The organism is Delftia sp. CH05 (assembly GCF_009827015.1).
Lineage (GTDB): Bacteria > Pseudomonadota > Gammaproteobacteria > Burkholderiales > Burkholderiaceae_C > Comamonas > Comamonas tsuruhatensis.
Window position 1 is genome coordinate 1 of sequence record NZ_WUMG01000011.1, and the last position, 17,077, is coordinate 17,077.

The following is a 17,077-nucleotide window of genomic DNA, read 5'->3' on the forward strand; positions in this document are numbered from 1 at the left end:
CCCCCATCCCGCCCCCATCCAGGAGCCTTCCGAATGCCCCGCATGCGCTGCGCCATCCTTGCATTGACCCTGGGCCTGCTGGCCGGTGGCCCGGCTGCGGCAGGCGTGGTGCAGCCTGTGCCTGACAGGCAGGCCAGCGAGAACAAGATGCCGGCCTATCCCAAGGAAGCCAGGCGGCTGGAGCAGGAAGGCAAGGTGGTGCTGCGGGTTCTGGTGGGCGCCAGCGGAAAGGCACTGGCCGTGGATGTGGCAGACAGCAGCGGCTATCCTCTGCTCGACCAGGAGGCGCTGGACGCCGTGCGGACGTGGCGCTTTGTCCCCGGCACGCGCGACGGCGTGCCGGACAGCATGTGGACGCGCGTGCCCGTCACCTTCCTGCTGAAATAGCGGCATGCCGGTGGTGGCAGGTGTGTACCCGGTGCGTGCCCTGCGCAGCGACACAAGGAGCATTCCATGAAGATCGTCATCACCAGCGTGCTCGTCGACGACCAGGACAAGGCCCTGGCCTTCTACCGCGACGTGCTCGGCTTCGTCCTCAAACACGACATTCCCATGGGCGGCGACGCGCGCTGGCTCACCCTGACATCGCCCGGCGATGCCGATGGCGTGGAGCTGCTGCTCGAACCCGACATGCACCCGGCCGCCAGGCCGTTCAAGACCGCCCTGCATGCCGACGGCGTACCGGCCACCTTCTTCGGCGTGGACGACGTGCAGGCCGAGTACGAGCGCCTGAGCGCGGCCGGCGTGCGCTTCACCAGGCCGCCGACGCATCTGGGGCCGGTCACGATTGCGGTGTTCGACGACACCTGCGGCAATCTCATACAGATCAACCAGCGGCACTGAGCGCGCTGTGCCCGGGGCTGATTCAGTCCCTGGCGGTGGGCTTGTCGTGCCGGGGCGGATCGATGCGCTCGATGTTGCCCAGCAGCAGGGCGCGGCCCGCAAAGGTGCCGCCGGCGGTCTCCAGCGCAAAGCGCTCGGTGTCGCGGCCGCGCACTTCTGCCTCCAGCGTCCGGGCCTCGTCCTCGGTGGCGCCCAGGGCCAGCACGGCGTGGCGCCCCATGAGCAGGGCGGACTCGAAGCTCTCGCGCACGACATGGTCGGCGTCCTTCTGGATGAGCTCCAGCGCGTGCTCGCGGTCATAGGCGCGCACGATGAGGCGGGCGTGCGGGCATTCGTGGCGCACGTTCTCCACGATGCGCGTGGCGGCGGCCTTGCTGTCCACGCAGACCAGGATGGCGCTGGCATGGCTGGCGCCGGCCGCATGCAGGATGTCGGCGCGCGCGCCGTCGCCGAAGTAGACCTTGAAGCCGTAGGGCTCGGCGTTGCGGATCACGTCGGGGTCGTTGTCGATGATGGACAGCCTGGCCCCATGCGCCAGCGGCCCCTGGCTGGCGATCTGGCCCACGCGGCCGAAGCCGATGACCAGCACGTTGCCGCGCAGGTCCTGCGGCGCCTCCACGCCGTCCAGCGACACGGCCTGGGCGCCGGCCAGGCGCTTGTGCAGCACCACCACCAGCGGCGTGATGGCCATGGACAGCACGACGATGGCCGTCATGTTGGCATGCACCTCGGGGCTGAGCACCTTGAGCTTGAGCGCCTCGGCAAACAGCACGAAGGCGAACTCCCCGCCCTGGGCCATGAGGATGGCGCGGTCCAGCGCATCGGCATGGCTGCTGCGTGCCACGCGGGCCACGGCGTAGATGCACAGCGCCTTGCCCAGCATCAGCGCCACCACGCCCATGCCCACGATGCGCCAGTTCAGCGCCACCACCTCCAGGTTCAGCGCCATGCCCACGCCCAGGAAGAACAGGCCCAGCAGCAGGCCGCGGAAGGGCTCCACATCGGCCTCCAGCTGGTGGCGGAACGAGGATTCGGACAGCAGCACGCCCGCCACAAAGGCGCCCATGGCCATGGACAGGCCGCCCATCTCCATCAGCAGGGCGGCGCCCAGCACCACCAGCAGCGCGGCGGCCGTCATCACCTCGCGCGCCTTGGCCTTGGCCAGGATGCGGAACAGCGGGTTCAGCAGCCACAGGCCCGCGCCCACCAGCGCGCCCAGCGACAGCAGGGCCACGCCCGCGCGTTGCCACAGGGGCGAGGTGGCCACGGGCGCCGCATCGGCCGGCGCCAGAAAGGCCACGGCGGCCAGCAGCGGTACGATGAGCAGGTCCTCGAACAGCAGGATGGAGACGATGCGCTGGCCGCGCGGCGCCAGGATGTCGCCACGCTCGGCCAGCACCTGCATGACGATGGCCGTGGAGGTCAGCACGAAGCCCGCCCCGCTCACGAAGGCCACCTGCCACGGAAAGCCGAAGGCCATGCCCACGCCCGTGAGCAGCAGCGCGCACACCACCACCTGCAGGCTGCCCAGCCCGAAGATCTGGCCGCGCAGGTCCCACAGGTGCGAAGGCTTCATCTCCAGCCCGATGACGAAGAGAAACATCACCACGCCCAGCTCGGCCACGTGCAGGATGGTCTGCGCGTCCGTCACCAGGCCCAGCCCGTAGGGGCCTATGGCCAGCCCGGCGGCCAGGTAGCCGAGCACGGCGCCCAGGCCCAGCCGCTTGAACAGCGGCACGGCCACCACGGCGGCCCCCAGCAGCGTGACGATTCCTACGAGCTGGCTTGCATTGCCTTCAGCGGCCATGTTGTGTTTCCTTTGTGCGTGCGTGCGTGCGTGCGTGCGGCAAGGCGGATTTCCATCCGCGAATTTGCGCGCAGGATAGCAAAGCCCGGGCCTGTGTAGAATCGCGCCCCCTCTGTGCCACCCTCTGTGCCCCTCTCTGCGCTTACCTCACCGCCCAGCGCCATGCCCCAGATCCTCGTCCACGACCTCCGCAAGACCTACCGCATCCATGAACGCGACCCCGGCGTGATGGGCGCGCTGCGCGCGCTGGTGCATCCGCGCCATCGCACGGTGCAGGCGCTGGATGGCGTGTCGTTTGCGCTGGAGCGTGGTGAGCTGCTGGGCTTCATCGGCCCCAACGGCGCGGGCAAGTCCACCACCATCAAGATCCTGTCGGGCATCCTGCGGCCCGATGGCGGGCGCGTGGAGGTGGACGGGCGCGACCCCTTCGCCGACCGCCAGCGCCATGTGGGCCGCATCGGCGTGGTCTTCGGACAGCGCTCGCAGCTGTGGTGGGACCTGCCCGTGGGCGATGGCTTCAACCTGCTGCGCGACCTGTACCGCGTCGATCCCGCACGCTACGGGCGCACGCGCGACGAGCTGGTGGCGCTGCTGAACCTGGAGCGCGTGCTGGACCAGCCCGTGCGCCAGCTGTCCCTGGGCCAGCGCATGCGCGCCGAGATCGCCGCGGCCCTGCTGCACGAGCCCGAGATCCTGTTCCTGGACGAGCCCACCATCGGCCTGGACGCACCCTCCAAGCTGGCCGTGCGCGAGTTCGTGCTGCGCGCCAACCGCGAGCGCGGCACCACGGTGCTGCTGACCACGCATGACATGCACGACATCGAGGCGCTGGCGCGGCGCGTGATCGTCATCGGCCATGGCCGCGTGCTGGCCGACTGCGCGGTCGATGCGCTGCGCGCCCAGGTGGTGGCAGCGCAGGGCGAGGATCGTGGAGGTGGTGATGGCGAAGGCAATGGAGAAGACATGGCCATCGAGGCCGTGATCGCCCGCTTCTACGCCATGCACGGAGCGGCCGAAGGCTGAGCCGGCATGACGCTGCGTGAACTCCTGCGCCCCTATGTGGCGGCCTTTGCATCGCGGTTCCTGGTGATGCTGCAATACCGCACGGCCGCCTACGCGGGCTTTGCCACGCAGTGCTGGTGGGGCGCCATCAAGACCATGGTGCTGGCGGCGTTCTACGGCAGTGCCTCGGCATCGGCCGGCGCGCCGATTTCGCTGGAGCACGCCATCACCTACACCTGGGTGGCGCAGGGCCTGTTCGCGCTGCTGCCCTGGAGCGGTGACCCCGACGTGGCCCTGGCCGTGCGCACGGGCGCCGTTGCCTATGACCGGCTGCGGCCCGTGGATGCCTATGCGCTGTGGTTCGTGCGCTCGGCTGGCTGGATCGCCGCGCGCGTGCTGCCGCGCGTGGCGCTGATGGTGGCGTTTGCAGGGCTGGCCCTGCCGCTGATGGGGCTGGGCGCCTGGGGCTGGCAGCCGCCGGCCGGCTGGGCCGCAGGCCTGGGCTTTGCCGCCTCCATGCTGCTGGCGCTGCTGCTGTCCACGGCACTGGTCATGCTGCTGAATGTTGCTGCTGCCGCCGCGCTCAATGAAAAAGGCATCAACACGCTGGCCGCGCCCGTGGTCATCGTGCTGTCGGGCAACCTGCTGCCGCTGGCGCTGATGCCCGACGCCTGGCAGACCGCGCTGCTGCTGCAGCCGCTGGCCGGCGTGATGGACATCCCTGCGCGCATCTATTTCGGCCAGATGGCCGGTGCGCAGATGCTGGCCTGCCTGGCGCTGCAAGCCCTGTGGATTGCCGTGATCGTGGCCCTGGGCCGCGTGGCCATGGCGCGCACCATGCGCGGCCTCGAAGTGCAGGGCGGGTGAGCGCCATGGCCAAGCAAAAAGGATCGCTGTCCATGTTCCTGCGCCTGGCGCTGGCCTCGCTGGGCGGGCAGGCGCGCTACCCGGCCTCGGCGCTGATGCTGACCCTGGGCCAGTTCCTGGTCACGGGCATCGAGGTCATCGCCGTCTGGGCGCTGTTCCACCGGTTTGGCGAGGTGCAGGGCTGGCGCATCGGCGAAGTGGCCGTGTTCTATGGCCTGGTGAACTGCATGTTCGCCCTGGCCGATGCGCTGGGCCGGGGCTTCGACGTGCTGGGCACGCAGTTCCTGCGCACCGGCGCCTTCGACCGCCTGCTGCTGCGTCCGCGCCCCGTGTGGCTGCAGCTCATGGGCCATGACGTGCGCATCAGCCGCCTGGGCCGCCTGCTGCAGGGCCTGCTGGTGCTGGGCTTTGCCACGGCTCAGGGCGCCGTGGTGTGGACGCCCCAGGCCGTCGCCGTGGCGCTGTTCGCCGTGGCGGGCGGCGTGGCGCTGTTCCTGGGCATCCTGGTGCTGCAGGGTGCGCTCTCGTTCTGGACCGTGGAAAGCCTGGAAGCCGCCAATGTGCTGAGCTACGGCAGCGTCGAGGCCGCCCAGTACCCGCTGGCCCTGTACGCGCAGTGGTTCCGCCGCCTGCTGACCTTCGCCGTGCCGCTGGCCTGCGTGGCCTACTACCCGGCGCTGGCTGTGCTGGGCAAGCCCGACCCGCTGGGTGCACCAGCCTGGCTGGGCTGGGTCTCGCCGCTGGCCGGCTTTGCCTTCCTCTGGCTGGCCTCGGGCGCCTGGCGCATGGGGGTGAGGCATTACGCGTCCACGGGCAGTTGAAGCCGCCGCAGGCGCCGGTGCACCACACGCTCTAGACTGCGCGCTTGCCTTACTCCGGACACCAGACCATGACAGCAGATGAACGCTTCGCCCAGGCCGCCCTTGAGCTCGGCCACCGCTTCGATGGCGAGATCAAGATAGGCGGCAACTACAGCCCCGTCGTGCGCGACGGCCAGCAGCTGTTCGTCAGCGGGCAGATTCCCCGCGTGGGCGATGAAGTGCTCTACGTGGGGACGGTCGGCGCCGGGATCGACCTGGCATCGGCCAGAACGGCCGCCGCCATCTGTGCCATGCGGGCCCTGGCCTTCGTGCAGCGCGCGGCCGGCTCGCTCGATGCCGTGCGCGCCGTTGCACGCATCACCGTCTATGTGCGCTCGGCGCCCGATTTCACCCAGCAAAGCGAGGTGGCCGATGGCGCCTCCGACCTCATCGCCCGGGTGCTGGGCCCCGTGGGTGCCCACACGCGCACTTCGGTGGGCGTGCTGCAGCTGCCCAAGGGTGCGGCCGTGGAGCTGGACCTGATCGCCCGCGTGGACTGATCGCGCTACCCCTATCCCTATTCCTATCCCTGGCCCGCCGGCGTTTCGTTGCGCGCCTTCCAGGCCCGCAGCGCCTGGCGGTACTCGTCCATGGCCAGGTCATAGCTGTCGAAGATGCAGGGGTCGCAGCCATTGCCGCAGCAGGCGTCCAGGTCGGGCTGCTCGGGCGGCTGGGGCATGGGGTCGGCGGAGGCGGCGGGATCTGCGGAATCTGGGAGAGGCGCGGTGGTCATGGGGGTGATTGTCCAGCAGCTCCTGCCGTGGCTGCTGCGCGCGGGCTAAAGGGCATGGGGCCGCCAGGGTGCAAGTTCAACTCAAACAGCGCGGCGCCGGGAAATCGATCACGCTGCGGATGATCTCGCGCATTTCCGTGATCAGCGGCCGGGCATCGTCGCGGCGCCATTGCACGGTGTAGGTCAGCGGAACCAGCGCGCTGTGCTTTGCGGCCTCGGCGCTGCCGTCCAGCACGCGCAGGCGGCCGCGTTGCTGCAGGGCCAGGGCCCATTGCTCGGGCATGTAGGTGAAGCCCAGGCCGTCCACCACCATGCCCACCACGGCGCCCCAGCTGTTGCAGGAAAGACGCCGCTCCACGGCCAGGCCGTGGCGGCCCAGCCAGTCGTCCAGCGTGCGCGTGGCGCCCGAGCCGGTGGGCAGGGCGATCAGCAGTTGCTCGCGCACCAGGCGCCGGGGCAGGCCGGTGCCGGCGCGGGCAATGAAGTCGTCGCTGGCGGCCCAGACGAAGCGCACCTGGGCGACCTGCTCGAAGGCCAGGCTGCTGCGCGACGATGGCCCGGCGATGACCACGCAGTCCAGCTCGCCATCGACGATGCGCTGCTCCAGCACCTGGCCGATGTCGGTGTGGGGCTCCAGCTGCAGGTCGGGGTGCAGCTCGGCCACCTTCTGCACCAGTCGGGGCAGCCAGGTCAGGCCGCTGAGTTCGCCAAAGCCGATGCGGCAGCGGCCCTGCAGGCCCACGCTGCGGCCCGCCGCCTCGCGCAGCTGGGCGGCGCCGTGCAGCAGCTCGCGGATGCGCGGCAGCAGCTGCTCGCCCTGGGGCGTGAGTTCGGCGGCGCGGCCGCTGCGGTCGAACAGCTGCACGCCCAGTGAGGCCTCCAGCTCCGCAATGCGCTTGGACAGCGATGAGACCGACAGGTGCACGCGGTCGGCGGCCACGCTGAAGTTCAGGCAGGTGGCGGCCCAGTAGAAGGCTTCGAGCTGTTTGAGGGTCATGGCGATATTTTCACAAAAGCGAAACATTGATTCCGATTTATTTCGCTTTTCTTTGGAATTGCGCCCTCCTACATTGGTTGGCAATGCCTACGCCTGCCGTCCCTGCCGCTTCCGCCACGCCACCGCGCCGCCTGCGCGGCGTGCTGTCGCTTGACGATTTCGAGCGGCTGGCGCGGCGCCATCTGCCGCGCCCCATCCATGCCTACATCAGCGGGGCGGTGGAGGACAACGCCTCGCTGGCGGACAACCGCCGCGCCTTTGCCGAGCTGGCCTTCGTGCCGCGCGCGCTGGTGGGCGTGGCACAGCGCGACCCCTCCTTCGAGCTGTTCGGGCGCCGCTACGGAGCGCCCTTCGGCGTGGCGCCCATGGGCATTGCCGCGCTGTCGGCCTACCGGGGCGACCTGGTGCTGGCCCAGGCCGCACAGCAGGCGGGCGTGCCGGCCATCATGAGCGGCTCCTCGCTGATCCGGCTGGAGGAGGTGATGGCGGCCGCGCCCCACACCTGGTTCCAGGCCTACCTGCCGGGCGACCAGGGCCAGATCGATGCGCTGCTGGACCGCGTGGCCGCCGCCGGCGTGCAGACCCTGGTGATCACCGTGGACACGCCCGTGGCCGCCAACCGCGAGAACAATGTGCGCGCCGGTTTCTCCACGCCGCTGCGGCCCGGGCCGGGCCTGGCCTGGCAGGGCATCAGCCACCCGCGCTGGCTGTTCGGCAGCTTTCTCAAGACCCTGTGGCGGCACGGCATGCCGCATTTCGAGAACAACTATGCGCACCGGGGCGCGCCCATCCTGTCGGCCAGCGTGATGCGCGATTTCTCGGACCGTTCCCACCTGGCCTGGCCGCATCTGGCTGCCATCCGCCAGCGCTGGCAGGGGCAACTGGTGGTCAAGGGCATTCTTTCGGCCGCAGACGCCGTGCTGGCGCGCGACCACGGCGCCGACGGCCTCATCGTCTCCAACCACGGCGGGCGCCAGCTCGACGGCGCCGTGGCACCGCTGCGCGTGCTGCCCGGCATCGTGCGCGCCGTGCCCGGCCTGCCGGTGATGCTGGACAGCGGCGTGCGCCGGGGCACCGATGTGCTCAAGGCCCTGGCCCTGGGCGCGCGCTGCGTGTTCGTGGGCCGGCCCTTCAACTACGCGGCCTCGGTGGCCGGGCCGGCGGGCGTGGCCCACGCCATGGCCCTGCTGCGCGAGGAGGTGCTGCGCGACATGGCCATGCTGGGCGCCACGCGCCTGGACCAGATCACGCCGGCCTGCGTGCGCCATGCGCAGGCCTGGGATGCGTTCTGAGCGGCAAGACAGCGGCATCGACACAGACACAGACACAGACACAGATACGGACACAGACGGAGACACAGCAGTGAGCAAGATTCCCGGATTCCATATCCACGCCCGGCCCGAGGCCGCCCTTGGTGATGCGCTGCTGCAGCGCTACCGCGGCTTTCCGGTCGCCAATGTCAGCGACGCCATGAGCCGCACCACGGGCACCTCGGCGCTGCGGCCCTTCCACCGCAGCCAGGGGCCGCTGGTGGGCCGTGCGCTGACCGTGCGCACGCGGCCCGGCGACAACCTCATGGTGCACCAGGCCATCGACATCTGCGGCCCCGGCGACGTGATCGTGGTGGACGCGGGCGGCGCCGGGCCCAACGCCATCATTGGCGAGATCATGCTGGCGCTGATGATGGCGCGCGGCGCGGCCGGCATCGTCATCGACGGGCTGATCCGCGACAGCGACACCATCGGCCAGCATGAGCTGCCCGTGTATGCGCGCGGCGTCTCGCACCGTGGCCCCTACAAGGACGGCCCCGGCGAGCTGCATGTGCCCGTCAGCATTGACGGCATGGTCGTCCACCCGGGCGACCTGGTGCTGGGCGACGGCGACGGCCTGCTGGCCGTGCCCGCCGCCGAGGCCGTCGCCATTGCCGACCGCGTGGAGGCCATACAGCGCGACGAGGCCGACGTGCTCGCCGCCATTGCTGCAGGCCGCGCCGACCGCTCCTGGGTGGTGCGCACGCTGGCCGCCAAGGGGGTGCTGTGATGGACCGCCGCGTTGTCCGTTTCGACTACTGGCTGGACGCGGCCTTCGACCGCATCGTCTCGGCCGCGCCTGGCGTGCAGCTGATCACCTGCCGGCGCGAGGGCGACGATGCCGCCGCCTGGCAGGCCCTGGCCGGCGCACAGGTCTACCAGATCACGGCCGCCAAGGACGAGCTGCCGCGCCACTGGTTCGCCACGGCGGACCTGCTGGCGCGCTGCCCCGATCTGCTGGCCGTGTCCTCCAGCGGCTCGGGCTGCGACACCATCGACATCGAGGCCTGCACGCGCGCCGGCGTGGCCGTGATGAACCAGTCGGGCGGCAACGCGGATTCGGTGGCCGAGATGGCCATCGGGCTGATGCTGTCCGTGCTGCGCCGCATCAACGAATCCGACCGCCTGCTGCGCACCCCTGCCCGGGGCTTCAGCCGCGAGGACGTGATGGGCCACGAGCTGCGCGGCCGCACCCTGGGCCTGGTGGGCGTGGGCGAGGCCGGCAGCCGCGTCGCGGCCCTGGGCCGGGCCTTCGGCATGCAGGTGATCGGCTGCGACCCGGCCTACGACGCGGCCGGCCTGGCGGCGCGCGGGGCCGAGGCCGTCGGCTTCGACGAACTGCTGCAGCGCGCGGACATCGTCTCCCTGCACTGCCCGCGCGATGCCTCCACGCTGGGGCTCATGAACGCCGCTGCCTTTGCGGCCATGAAGCCGGGCGCCGTTTTCGTGAGCACGGCGCGCGGCGGTATCCATGACGAGGCCGCCCTGCACGCCGCCCTGGCCAGCGGCCACCTGGCCGGCGCCGGGCTCGATGTCTGGGACCAGGAGCCGCCGCCCGCCTCCCATCCGCTGCTGGCCCTGCCCCAGGTGGTGGCCACCTTCCACACCGCCGGTGTCACGCACGAGGCCCGGCGCAACAACGCCGAGCTGGCCGCCACCCAGATCGTGCAGTTGCTGGCCGACGGCCAGCGGCCCGCGCGCCTGGTCAATCCCGAGGTCTGGCCGCATGCGCGCGAGCGCATCGCCCGGGCCTTGGACCCGTCCCGTTCCCTGTCCTTTTCCCCGTCCCGTTAGCCGCTTCCTTCACCATGACTACAAAGCCTCTCAGACCACTGCAAGAGGCGACCCAGGAGACAAAGATGACACAGCAAGCAAGGCGCGCATTGTGCGCAGGCCTGGCCGCCGCCTGCATGGCGCTGCCGGCCCTGGCCCAGGCCCAGACTCAGGGCGAGGCCCCCTATCCCTCGCGCAACATCGAGATGATCGTGGCCTACGGGCCCGGCGGCGGCACCGACCTGGTGGCGCGGCTGCTGGCCCGCCATCTGGAAAAGAAGCTGGGCGGCAGCGTGGTCGTGCTCAACCGCCCCGGCGCGGGCGGCGGCATCGGCTTTGGCGAACTGGCGCGCGCCAAGCCGGATGGCTACACCATCGGCTTCATCAACACGCCCAACGTGCTGACCATCCCCATCGAGCGCAAGAGCAGCTTCCACTGGAGCCAGTACGACCTGCTGGGCAACCTGGTGGACGACCCGGGCGGCTTTGCCATCCACAACAGCAACGCCATCACCACGCTGGCCGGCCTGGCCGCCTACGCCCGGGCCAACCCCGGCGCCGTGACCGTGGGCACCACGGGCACGGGCTCGGACGACCACCTGGCCATGCTGCTGTTCGCCAAGGCCACCGGCACGCAGCTCACCCATGTGCCCTACAAGGGCGCGGGCGAGGTGCGCGCCGCCGCCACGGGCCAGCAGATCACCATCGGCGCCATCAACGTGGGCGAGGTGCTGGCCTACCAGAAGGGCGGCACTCCCATCCGCCTGCTGGGCCAGATGTCGGCCGCGCGCAGCTCGCTGGCGCCCCAGGTGCCTACATTCAAGGAGCAGGGCATCGATATCGAGCTGGCCTCCCTGCGCGGCCTGGCCGCGCCCAAGGGCTTGCCCGAAGGCGTGCGCAAAAAGCTGGTCGATGCCGTGGCCACCATCGCGGCCGACCCGCAGTTCAGGCAGCAGGCCGAGGCCATGTACGCGCCGCTGCGCTACCTGGCGCCACTGGCCTACGCGGCCGAACTGGAGCGCACCGAGGCCGGCTTTCGCAAGCTCTGGACCGAAATGCCCTGGCAGGACGGCAAGCCCTGAAGGCCCTGGCCATGCAAACCTTTGAATGGACAAGGACAACTGCCATGACCCCTCTGTCGCGCCGCAGCCTGGCTGCGCTCACCCTGTGCACACTGGCCCTGCCCGCGCTGGCGCAAGGCCCCATCACCCTCATCGTGGGCTGGCCTGCGGGCGGCCCTTCCGACAACGTGGCGCGGCTGGCGGCCACGCGCATGAGCGAGGCCCTGGGCCAGCCCATCACCATCGACAACCGGGCCGGCGCGGGCGGCAACCTGGGCAGCGACGCGGCAGCCCGCGCAAGGCCCGATGGCAACACCATCATGCTGGCCACCGTGGCCTCGCACGGCCTGAACTCCGCGCTCTACGCCAAGCTGAACCACGACCCGCTCAAGGACTTCGCGCCCATCGGCATGATCACCACCTCGCCCAGCGTGCTGCTGGTGCCCGTGGCCTCGCCGCTGCGCTCGGTCAACGATCTGCTGGAGGCGGCGCGCGCCAGGCCGGGCCAGCTCAACTACGGCTCGGGCGGCGTGGGCTCCAGCCAGCATCTGGCCGGCGCCAGCTTCAAGCAGCTCACGGGCGTGGATGTCACCCACATCCCCTACAAGGGCACGGCCCCGGCCATGACCGACCTGATGGCGGGCCGCGTGGACTTCGTGCTCACCACCGGTGCCATCCCCTTCATCCGTTCAGGCAAGCTGCGCGCCCTGGCCGTCGCCTCGCGCCAGCGCCTGCCGGCCCTGCCCGATGTGCCAACGTTCGAGGAAGCAGGCGTCAAGGGCTTCTACACCGACTCCTGGTACGGCCTGGTTGCCCCGGCCGGCACGCCGCGCGCGGCGCTGGAGCGCCTGAACGGCGCACTGGCCACGGCGCTGCGCAATCCCGAGGTGCAAAAGCAGTTCATCGACCAAGGCTCGCTGCCCGTCAAGCCCATGGGCGTGGACGCGTTCTGGCGCTTCGTGCGCGAGCAGATGCCCGTGGCGGCCGAGCAGGTGCGGGTGTCGGGGGCCAGGGCCGAGTGAGCGCAGCCGGGTGCGGCAGCGCAGGATCGGCACGGGCGCCTGCACAGCCGCAATGCAGCCAGCGTGTCACTGGCAGGTCACTGGCAGGTCACTGGCAGGTCACTGGTAGGTCACTGGTAATTGAGCGTGAAGGTGGCCCGTCCGTTGGCCAGGCCCGTGGTGACGGAGGGCTGGGTCTGGACATAGCGCGCCGTCAATGGAATCACGTGGTTTCTGGTGTCTGGGGTGATGGTGCCCGCCTGCCACTGGTTGGGATTGCCGAAGTTGGCGGAGTCCTCGCCGTAGCTGATGACCTTGTCGCTGCTGCGGATCTGGATGCCGATGCCGGCAGCCCCTCCGGTCACCGTCAGCACATCGGAGCGGTTGGCGGCATCGTTGGCATCCGTGAGCGTGACGAACGGGCGCAGGGTGGAATTGGCTTCGCCCCCGGTGCAGATCAATTCCAGATCGAATGGCTGGGGCGCGGAGGTAGCGCCTATCCCGTTGAACAGTGACCTATTGATTCGCTGCAGGTTCACGGCGATGTTGCTCGTCTTCACCCGGCAACTGGCGCCTGTGCGCACCACGGTGCTGCCGGTCGCCTTCACGAGCCAGTTATTGCAAAGGCTATTGCAGTCAAACTGGGCGGATGAATAGCTGCTGACGCTGAAAGTGCCCGATTGAACGGCGCCTGTCTTGATGAGTTGCATCCATATGGTTTGCTCATGTACATCATTCCTTAGCCATCCCGTGGCCCCTGCATTGTTGGACGTAGTGGTGATGGACATGGTTTTGCCATTGGGGAAATTCCTGGCTTTCCATATGGCACGCCAACGGACTCCTATTCCGCGCAAAGATGTGGAGTAGATATCGCCGTCCAGCGTGGTGGGGTTCATGATTTTGGGCCATATTTCTGAAGATGGCCCCGAAAGCACACTGTAGGAAATTGTGTCGAGGGTGGATTTGACCATGGGCGATTCCCATAGCACTGATCCATTCATGATATTTCCTGCGGGAACGTTGATGATTTCCGGTAGTTGGATGGTGGACGACGCCGGGGTAAATATGCCTCCATAAATGGAGCTTACAGAAAAGCAAAGCGTTGCCGGAATGAGAAAATATCTGATTTTTTTCATATGAATGAAACCGGAAACGATGCAGGAGAGTTTGATGGGCGTGCTCCAAAGTCTATTCCTATGATTGATGAAAATCCATAGGATCATTCTGATATTGGCAATGCTTTTTCATGACTCCAATGCCGTGTTCCGTGCGCTGCCGTGGCGCGGCATTGCCACCGGGTCCGGCCTGCGGCACACCTGGCGCAAGCGGCGCCAACGACGTGGGCGGCCGCCTGGGCCGCCAGCACCGAGCGCTTGCCGCTGCGGCACAGCAGCAGGGCCACGGCCTCCTTGCCGCCGTGCGGGGCCAGGCGCGCTTCCAGCTCGCGGGCAAAGCGCGGGTTGCGCGTCAGCGCCGTGCCCGTGGCCCAGGGCACGTGCAGGGTGCCGGGCACCTGGCCGACGAACTTGCGTTCCTCGGCCGTGCGCACATCGACCAGCACGGCCTGGCCGGCCTGCACCAGCGCCCAGGCCACGGGCGGGCGCACGCCGCCTGCGTGGCCCAGCCCCTGTGCGCGGGCGTGGTCCTGTGCCTCCTGCAGCGCCCGGGGCAAGGCGGTTTCCAAAGTGAGGGCTGTCATGTCGTCGTCCTTGCGGAGAGTTCGCGGGTTGGTGGCTATGGGCACCAATCTAAGAACTTCGCGGCAAGCCACCAACGAACAAGAGCGGCGTTTGATAGAAGCAAAACGTCTATGAAGGCGCCGCGCGGCGCCATGCCCGGTTCGGGTGATCAGGCCGTCAGCACCCGCTGCAGCATCCACAGGTTCAGCGACACCACCAGGGCCGCGCAGCCCCACAGCACTGCCGACATCCTTGGGCCAAAGGCCAGCTCGCCCAGCGTCTTGCGCCGCGTGGTGAACAGCAGCAGCGGCACGATGGCAAACGGCAATTGCAGGCTCAGCACCACCTGGCTGAACACCAGCAGGGCGCTGGCGCCGGTGCTGCCGAACCAGGCGGTGGCCACCACGGCGGGCACGATGGCGATGCAGCGCGTCAGCAGGGCGCGCAGCGCGGGCGACAGGCGGATCTGCAAGAAGCCTTCCATCACGATCTGCCCGGCCAGCGTGCCCGTGACCGAAGAACTCAGCCCCGAGGCCAGCAGCGCCACGCCGAACACCGCGCTGGCGATGCCCACGCCCAGCAGCGGCGACAGCAGGTGGTAGGCGTCCGACAGCTCGGTCACCGGCGCCTGGCCGGGCCGGTTGAACGCGCCGGCCGCCACCACCAGGATGGCGGCGTTCACGAACAGCGCCAGCCCCAGCGCCACCGTGGAGTCCAGCGTGGCCAGGCGGATGGCCTGGCGCGTACCCTGGAGCGTGGTGTCATGCCGGCGTGTCTGCACGATGGACGAATGCAGGTAGAGGTTGTGCGGCATCACCGTGGCCCCCACGATGCCCACGGCCAGGTACAGCATCTGCGGATCGGCCACGATCTCCATGCCCGGCAGCAGCCCGCGCAGCACGGCCGCCACGGGCGGCTGCAGCCACACCAGCTGGGCGGCAAAGCACAGGCCGATCAATGCCACCAGGGCGATCACCACCGATTCCAGGCAGCGAAAGCCCCGGCTTTGCAGCGCCAGGATCAGCATCACATCCACCACCGTGATGCACACGCCGGCCAGCAGCGGCAGGCCGAACAGCAGGTTCAGGCCGATGGCCATGCCCAGCACCTCGGCCAGGTTGCAGGCCACGATGGCGATCTCGCAGAAGAACCACAGCACCAGGTTGATGCGCGGTGAAAACTGCGCGCGGCAGGCCTGGGCCAGGTCCCGCCCGCTGGCCAGGCCCAGGCGCACGGCCGCCGCCTGGAACAGCATGGCCATCAGGTTGGAGGCAAAGATCACCGCCAGCAGCGAGTAGCCGAACTGCGAGCCGCCCGCGATGGAGGTGGCCCAGTTGCCCGGGTCCATGTAGCCCACGGCCACCATGTAGCCGGGCCCGGCAAACGCCAGCACGCGGCGCGCGTTGTCCGAGCGGCTGTCGCCGCGCGGCACGGCAATGCTGCGATGCACCTGCGGCAGGCTGGGCGTGCCCGCGTGGCCGTGGTCCGGTTCGATGGCGCCGAAGCGGCCCTGTTCAGCCGCAAGCACGGTGTCGTTCATGGGGGCCTTTCCGCCGGCGGGGGCACGCGGTTGCAGGGGGGATGCCTATCGGGCCGTCGGCACCAGGCCGCTGGCGGGCGCAATGGCTGCGGCGGCGGGTGCGGCATCAGTGCCTGCGCCGCGCCACAGCGCCACGAGATCTGCGGTCACGATGACCGCGCCGGCCAGCAGAATCAGGCTGCCCACGCAGCGGCGCGCCACGGTGGCAGGTTTCAGGCGCCGCGGCGTGCGGCCCGGCGTGCTGGCCGGCGTGCGGGGGGCGGATGAGGAAGGCAGAAGGGACATCATGGCAACTCCTTGGCAGGGGAACGCTTGTCTCGGGCCAGCCCCGGGGAAGCCCGCCTGCCCAGGCCGGTGCGGGGCAGGCGGGCGGTCCGCGTCAGGCGTAGGCGCTGCTCATCACCAGCGAGCCGTTCACGCCGGACGGGAAGAACCCGCCCTTGGTCGCCGTGTCCTTGGTCAGGTACACGATGTTCAGCACGTCGCCCGGCGAGCGGCTGTAGGCGATGCCGTTGGCATCCAGCGGCACGATGTTGGACGTGGTGGCATCCCCCGTGATGCCCTGGTCCACGTCGGTGGAGCCGTCCAGGCTGTCGCGCGCATCCGAGATGGCGCCGGCCGCCGTGCGCAGCGCGGGCGTGGCCAGTCCCTTGGCGTACAGCACCGTGCGCACCAGGCCTGCGTGGTAGGCCTCGGCGGCCAGGATGCCGGCGGCTGCCTCCAGATAGGTCTTGTTGGTGATCAGCGGCGATGCGCCCTTGTAGGCGGTGACGCCCACGTCCTCGAAGATGAAGGCCCCCAGCAGGAAGTTCTCGTCACTCGCATAGGGATCGAAGGCCGTGCCCGCGCCCACCAGCCCGGCCGCTCGCGCGGCCACCGAGAACGCGCCGTTCGGGTCGGTTCCGCCGATGTCGATCTGCGGCTGCGCCACCGCGGCCGAGCCCAGCGCCGCGCGCAGGAAGGCCACGTGGGCGATCTCGTCCTGGGCGATCTCCTTGGCGTACTGCGCCACCACGGGGTCCTTGAAGGCCACGGCACGGCCGCCCGTGATGGCGCCCTGCGTGCCCACGCCCGACTGCAGGTTGGCGGGCAGGCCGGTGCCGAACACCGCGTAGTGATAGAACTGCGACTCCAGATACTCCAGGTTGAGGGCGAAGTTCAGGATCTCCGCATCCGTGGGCCCGTTGGCCTGCGCATTCGCATCGCCCCCGCCACCGCCGCAGGCGGACAGGATCACCCCGCCCGCCATGCCCACGGCCACGCCGCTGGTCTTGCGGAAGAACTGGCGCCTGTCCTCCAGCTTCTTGGCACGTTTTTGCAAAACCCCTATCAACACTGATTCGTCGGACATGATGGTTCCTCTCGGTTCGCGGCAGGCGCGAACGGTCAACGTGAAGAATGCGCCTCCGGCCGAAAGCACACGGGTGTGGCGAAAGCGCGTTCCACTGAAGAGGTGGCCACCTGCTCCAGGGGAATGGGATGCGTCCCCGCTATCCGGCAGTACGCAGGCCGCGCAGGTCTGGATGTGCCGTAATTGAAAGTGGTTGTAATTTTTTGTGTTTGACGTCGATCGCCGTTTTTTTTGAATCCAGACCCCGCTGCGC

General features: G+C 69.3%; 19 protein-coding genes. 11 read left to right on the forward strand and 8 right to left on the reverse strand.

The annotated features are described in order from the left end of the window. Positions 1–33: 33 nt before the first annotated feature. Positions 34–387: an energy transducer TonB gene (locus GRX31_RS11325; protein ID WP_012207609.1), complete on the forward strand. Its 354-nt coding sequence runs from the start codon at positions 34–36 to the stop codon at positions 385–387. Between the two features lie 66 nt (positions 388–453). Next, positions 454–843 carry a VOC family protein gene (locus GRX31_RS11330; protein WP_012207608.1) on the forward strand — a complete coding sequence of 130 codons (390 nt, stop codon included), beginning with the start codon at positions 454–456 and terminating at the stop codon, positions 841–843. Positions 844–865: 22 nt separating this feature from the next. Here GRX31_RS11330 and GRX31_RS11335 read toward each other — a convergent pair whose 3' ends face one another. Continuing rightward, a complete protein-coding gene (locus GRX31_RS11335; RefSeq protein ID WP_160852736.1) occupies positions 866–2,650 on the reverse strand; it encodes a monovalent cation:proton antiporter-2 (CPA2) family protein in 1,785 nt (594 codons plus the stop codon). Between the two features lie 162 nt (positions 2,651–2,812). Here GRX31_RS11335 and GRX31_RS11340 point away from each other — a divergent pair, with 162 nt between their 5' ends. From GRX31_RS11340 to GRX31_RS11355, 4 genes are all read left to right on the forward strand, one after another. Beyond that, a complete protein-coding gene (locus GRX31_RS11340) occupies positions 2,813–3,673 on the forward strand; it encodes an ABC transporter ATP-binding protein (RefSeq protein WP_074922408.1) in 861 nt (286 codons plus the stop codon). 6 nt (positions 3,674–3,679) lie between these two features. Further along, the gene (locus tag GRX31_RS11345) at positions 3,680–4,519 is read left to right on the forward strand and encodes an ABC transporter permease (protein ID WP_160852738.1); all 840 of its coding nucleotides are present in this window, start codon (positions 3,680–3,682) and stop codon (positions 4,517–4,519) included. A 5-nt stretch (positions 4,520–4,524) separates the two neighbouring features. Further along, a complete protein-coding gene (locus GRX31_RS11350; RefSeq protein ID WP_043796569.1) occupies positions 4,525–5,340 on the forward strand; it encodes an ABC transporter permease in 816 nt (271 codons plus the stop codon). 68 nt (positions 5,341–5,408) lie between these two features. After that, positions 5,409–5,879: a RidA family protein gene (locus GRX31_RS11355; protein ID WP_012207603.1), complete on the forward strand. Its 471-nt coding sequence runs from the start codon at positions 5,409–5,411 to the stop codon at positions 5,877–5,879. A gap of 23 nt (positions 5,880–5,902) precedes the next feature. Here the strand turns inward: GRX31_RS11355 and GRX31_RS11360 are convergent, their stop codons facing one another. After that, positions 5,903–6,112: an oxidoreductase-like domain-containing protein gene (locus GRX31_RS11360; RefSeq protein ID WP_126311022.1), complete on the reverse strand. Its 210-nt coding sequence runs from the start codon at positions 6,110–6,112 to the stop codon at positions 5,903–5,905. Positions 6,113–6,188: 76 nt separating this feature from the next. Next, a complete protein-coding gene (locus GRX31_RS11365; RefSeq protein ID WP_017406231.1) occupies positions 6,189–7,109 on the reverse strand; it encodes a LysR family transcriptional regulator in 921 nt (306 codons plus the stop codon). An 83-nt stretch (positions 7,110–7,192) separates the two neighbouring features. Here GRX31_RS11365 and GRX31_RS11370 point away from each other — a divergent pair, with 83 nt between their 5' ends. The 5 genes from GRX31_RS11370 to GRX31_RS11390 all read left to right on the forward strand — a co-directional run bounded on the left by GRX31_RS11370 (position 7,193) and on the right by GRX31_RS11390 (position 12,275). After that, positions 7,193–8,401 carry an alpha-hydroxy acid oxidase gene (locus tag GRX31_RS11370; RefSeq protein WP_160852740.1) on the forward strand — a complete coding sequence of 403 codons (1,209 nt, stop codon included), beginning with the start codon at positions 7,193–7,195 and terminating at the stop codon, positions 8,399–8,401. Between the two features lie 70 nt (positions 8,402–8,471). Beyond that, positions 8,472–9,149, forward strand: a complete 678-nt coding sequence (locus GRX31_RS11375; protein WP_160852742.1) for an RraA family protein — start codon at positions 8,472–8,474, stop codon at positions 9,147–9,149. Next, positions 9,149–10,213, forward strand: coding sequence for a hydroxyacid dehydrogenase (locus GRX31_RS11380; protein ID WP_160852744.1), 1,065 nt, complete (start codon positions 9,149–9,151; stop codon positions 10,211–10,213). The genes GRX31_RS11375 and GRX31_RS11380 overlap by 1 nt, the downstream gene beginning before the upstream one ends. Positions 10,214–10,278: 65 nt before the next feature. Continuing rightward, positions 10,279–11,274 (forward strand): tripartite tricarboxylate transporter substrate binding protein, encoded by a 996-nt coding sequence (locus GRX31_RS11385; protein WP_160852746.1) that lies wholly within the window; start codon positions 10,279–10,281, stop codon positions 11,272–11,274. Positions 11,275–11,318: 44 nt separating this feature from the next. Next, positions 11,319–12,275 carry a Bug family tripartite tricarboxylate transporter substrate binding protein gene (locus tag GRX31_RS11390; RefSeq protein ID WP_063328434.1) on the forward strand — a complete coding sequence of 319 codons (957 nt, stop codon included), beginning with the start codon at positions 11,319–11,321 and terminating at the stop codon, positions 12,273–12,275. Positions 12,276–12,385: 110 nt separating this feature from the next. Here the strand turns inward: GRX31_RS11390 and GRX31_RS11395 are convergent, their stop codons facing one another. The 5 genes from GRX31_RS11395 to GRX31_RS11415 all read right to left on the reverse strand — a co-directional run bounded on the left by GRX31_RS11395 (position 12,386) and on the right by GRX31_RS11415 (position 16,824). Then, positions 12,386–13,390, reverse strand: a complete 1,005-nt coding sequence (locus tag GRX31_RS11395; protein WP_202396559.1) for a fimbrial protein — start codon at positions 13,388–13,390, stop codon at positions 12,386–12,388. A gap of 83 nt (positions 13,391–13,473) precedes the next feature. Next, positions 13,474–13,953: a rhodanese-like domain-containing protein gene (locus tag GRX31_RS11400; RefSeq protein WP_237426660.1), complete on the reverse strand. Its 480-nt coding sequence runs from the start codon at positions 13,951–13,953 to the stop codon at positions 13,474–13,476. 149 nt (positions 13,954–14,102) lie between these two features. After that, on the reverse strand, positions 14,103–15,473 hold the full coding sequence (locus GRX31_RS11405; RefSeq protein ID WP_043790998.1) for an Nramp family divalent metal transporter: 1,371 nt from the start codon (positions 15,471–15,473) through the stop codon (positions 14,103–14,105). Between the two features lie 45 nt (positions 15,474–15,518). After that, complete coding sequence (locus GRX31_RS11410; RefSeq protein ID WP_074922396.1) at positions 15,519–15,761, reverse strand: hypothetical protein; 243 nt, start codon at positions 15,759–15,761, stop codon at positions 15,519–15,521. 91 nt (positions 15,762–15,852) lie between these two features. Beyond that, positions 15,853–16,824, reverse strand: coding sequence for a ferritin-like domain-containing protein (locus GRX31_RS11415; protein ID WP_016450780.1), 972 nt, complete (start codon positions 16,822–16,824; stop codon positions 15,853–15,855). Positions 16,825–17,077 lie beyond the last annotated feature (253 nt).

Coding starts and splice junctions, on each gene's coding strand:
- GRX31_RS11350 (WP_043796569.1), top strand. CDS start 4,525: ATGGCCAAGCAAAAAGGATCGCTGTCCATGTTCCTGCGCCTGGCGCTG.
- GRX31_RS11340 (WP_074922408.1), top strand. CDS start 2,813: ATGCCCCAGATCCTCGTCCACGACCTCCGCAAGACCTACCGCATCCAT.
- GRX31_RS11390 (WP_063328434.1), top strand. CDS start 11,319: ATGACCCCTCTGTCGCGCCGCAGCCTGGCTGCGCTCACCCTGTGCACA.
- GRX31_RS11370 (WP_160852740.1), top strand. CDS start 7,193: ATGCCTACGCCTGCCGTCCCTGCCGCTTCCGCCACGCCACCGCGCCGC.
- GRX31_RS11385 (WP_160852746.1), top strand. CDS start 10,279: ATGACACAGCAAGCAAGGCGCGCATTGTGCGCAGGCCTGGCCGCCGCC.
- GRX31_RS11355 (WP_012207603.1), top strand. CDS start 5,409: ATGACAGCAGATGAACGCTTCGCCCAGGCCGCCCTTGAGCTCGGCCAC.
- GRX31_RS11380 (WP_160852744.1), top strand. CDS start 9,149: ATGGACCGCCGCGTTGTCCGTTTCGACTACTGGCTGGACGCGGCCTTC.
- GRX31_RS11335 (WP_160852736.1), bottom strand. CDS start 2,650: ATGGCCGCTGAAGGCAATGCAAGCCAGCTCGTAGGAATCGTCACGCTG.
- GRX31_RS11360 (WP_126311022.1), bottom strand. CDS start 6,112: ATGACCACCGCGCCTCTCCCAGATTCCGCAGATCCCGCCGCCTCCGCC.
- GRX31_RS11325 (WP_012207609.1), top strand. CDS start 34: ATGCCCCGCATGCGCTGCGCCATCCTTGCATTGACCCTGGGCCTGCTG.
- GRX31_RS11345 (WP_160852738.1), top strand. CDS start 3,680: ATGACGCTGCGTGAACTCCTGCGCCCCTATGTGGCGGCCTTTGCATCG.
- GRX31_RS11395 (WP_202396559.1), bottom strand. CDS start 13,390: ATGAAAAAAATCAGATATTTTCTCATTCCGGCAACGCTTTGCTTTTCT.
- GRX31_RS11330 (WP_012207608.1), top strand. CDS start 454: ATGAAGATCGTCATCACCAGCGTGCTCGTCGACGACCAGGACAAGGCC.
- GRX31_RS11405 (WP_043790998.1), bottom strand. CDS start 15,473: ATGAACGACACCGTGCTTGCGGCTGAACAGGGCCGCTTCGGCGCCATC.
- GRX31_RS11410 (WP_074922396.1), bottom strand. CDS start 15,761: ATGATGTCCCTTCTGCCTTCCTCATCCGCCCCCCGCACGCCGGCCAGC.
- GRX31_RS11400 (WP_237426660.1), bottom strand. CDS start 13,953: ATGACAGCCCTCACTTTGGAAACCGCCTTGCCCCGGGCGCTGCAGGAG.
- GRX31_RS11365 (WP_017406231.1), bottom strand. CDS start 7,109: ATGACCCTCAAACAGCTCGAAGCCTTCTACTGGGCCGCCACCTGCCTG.
- GRX31_RS11415 (WP_016450780.1), bottom strand. CDS start 16,824: ATGTCCGACGAATCAGTGTTGATAGGGGTTTTGCAAAAACGTGCCAAG.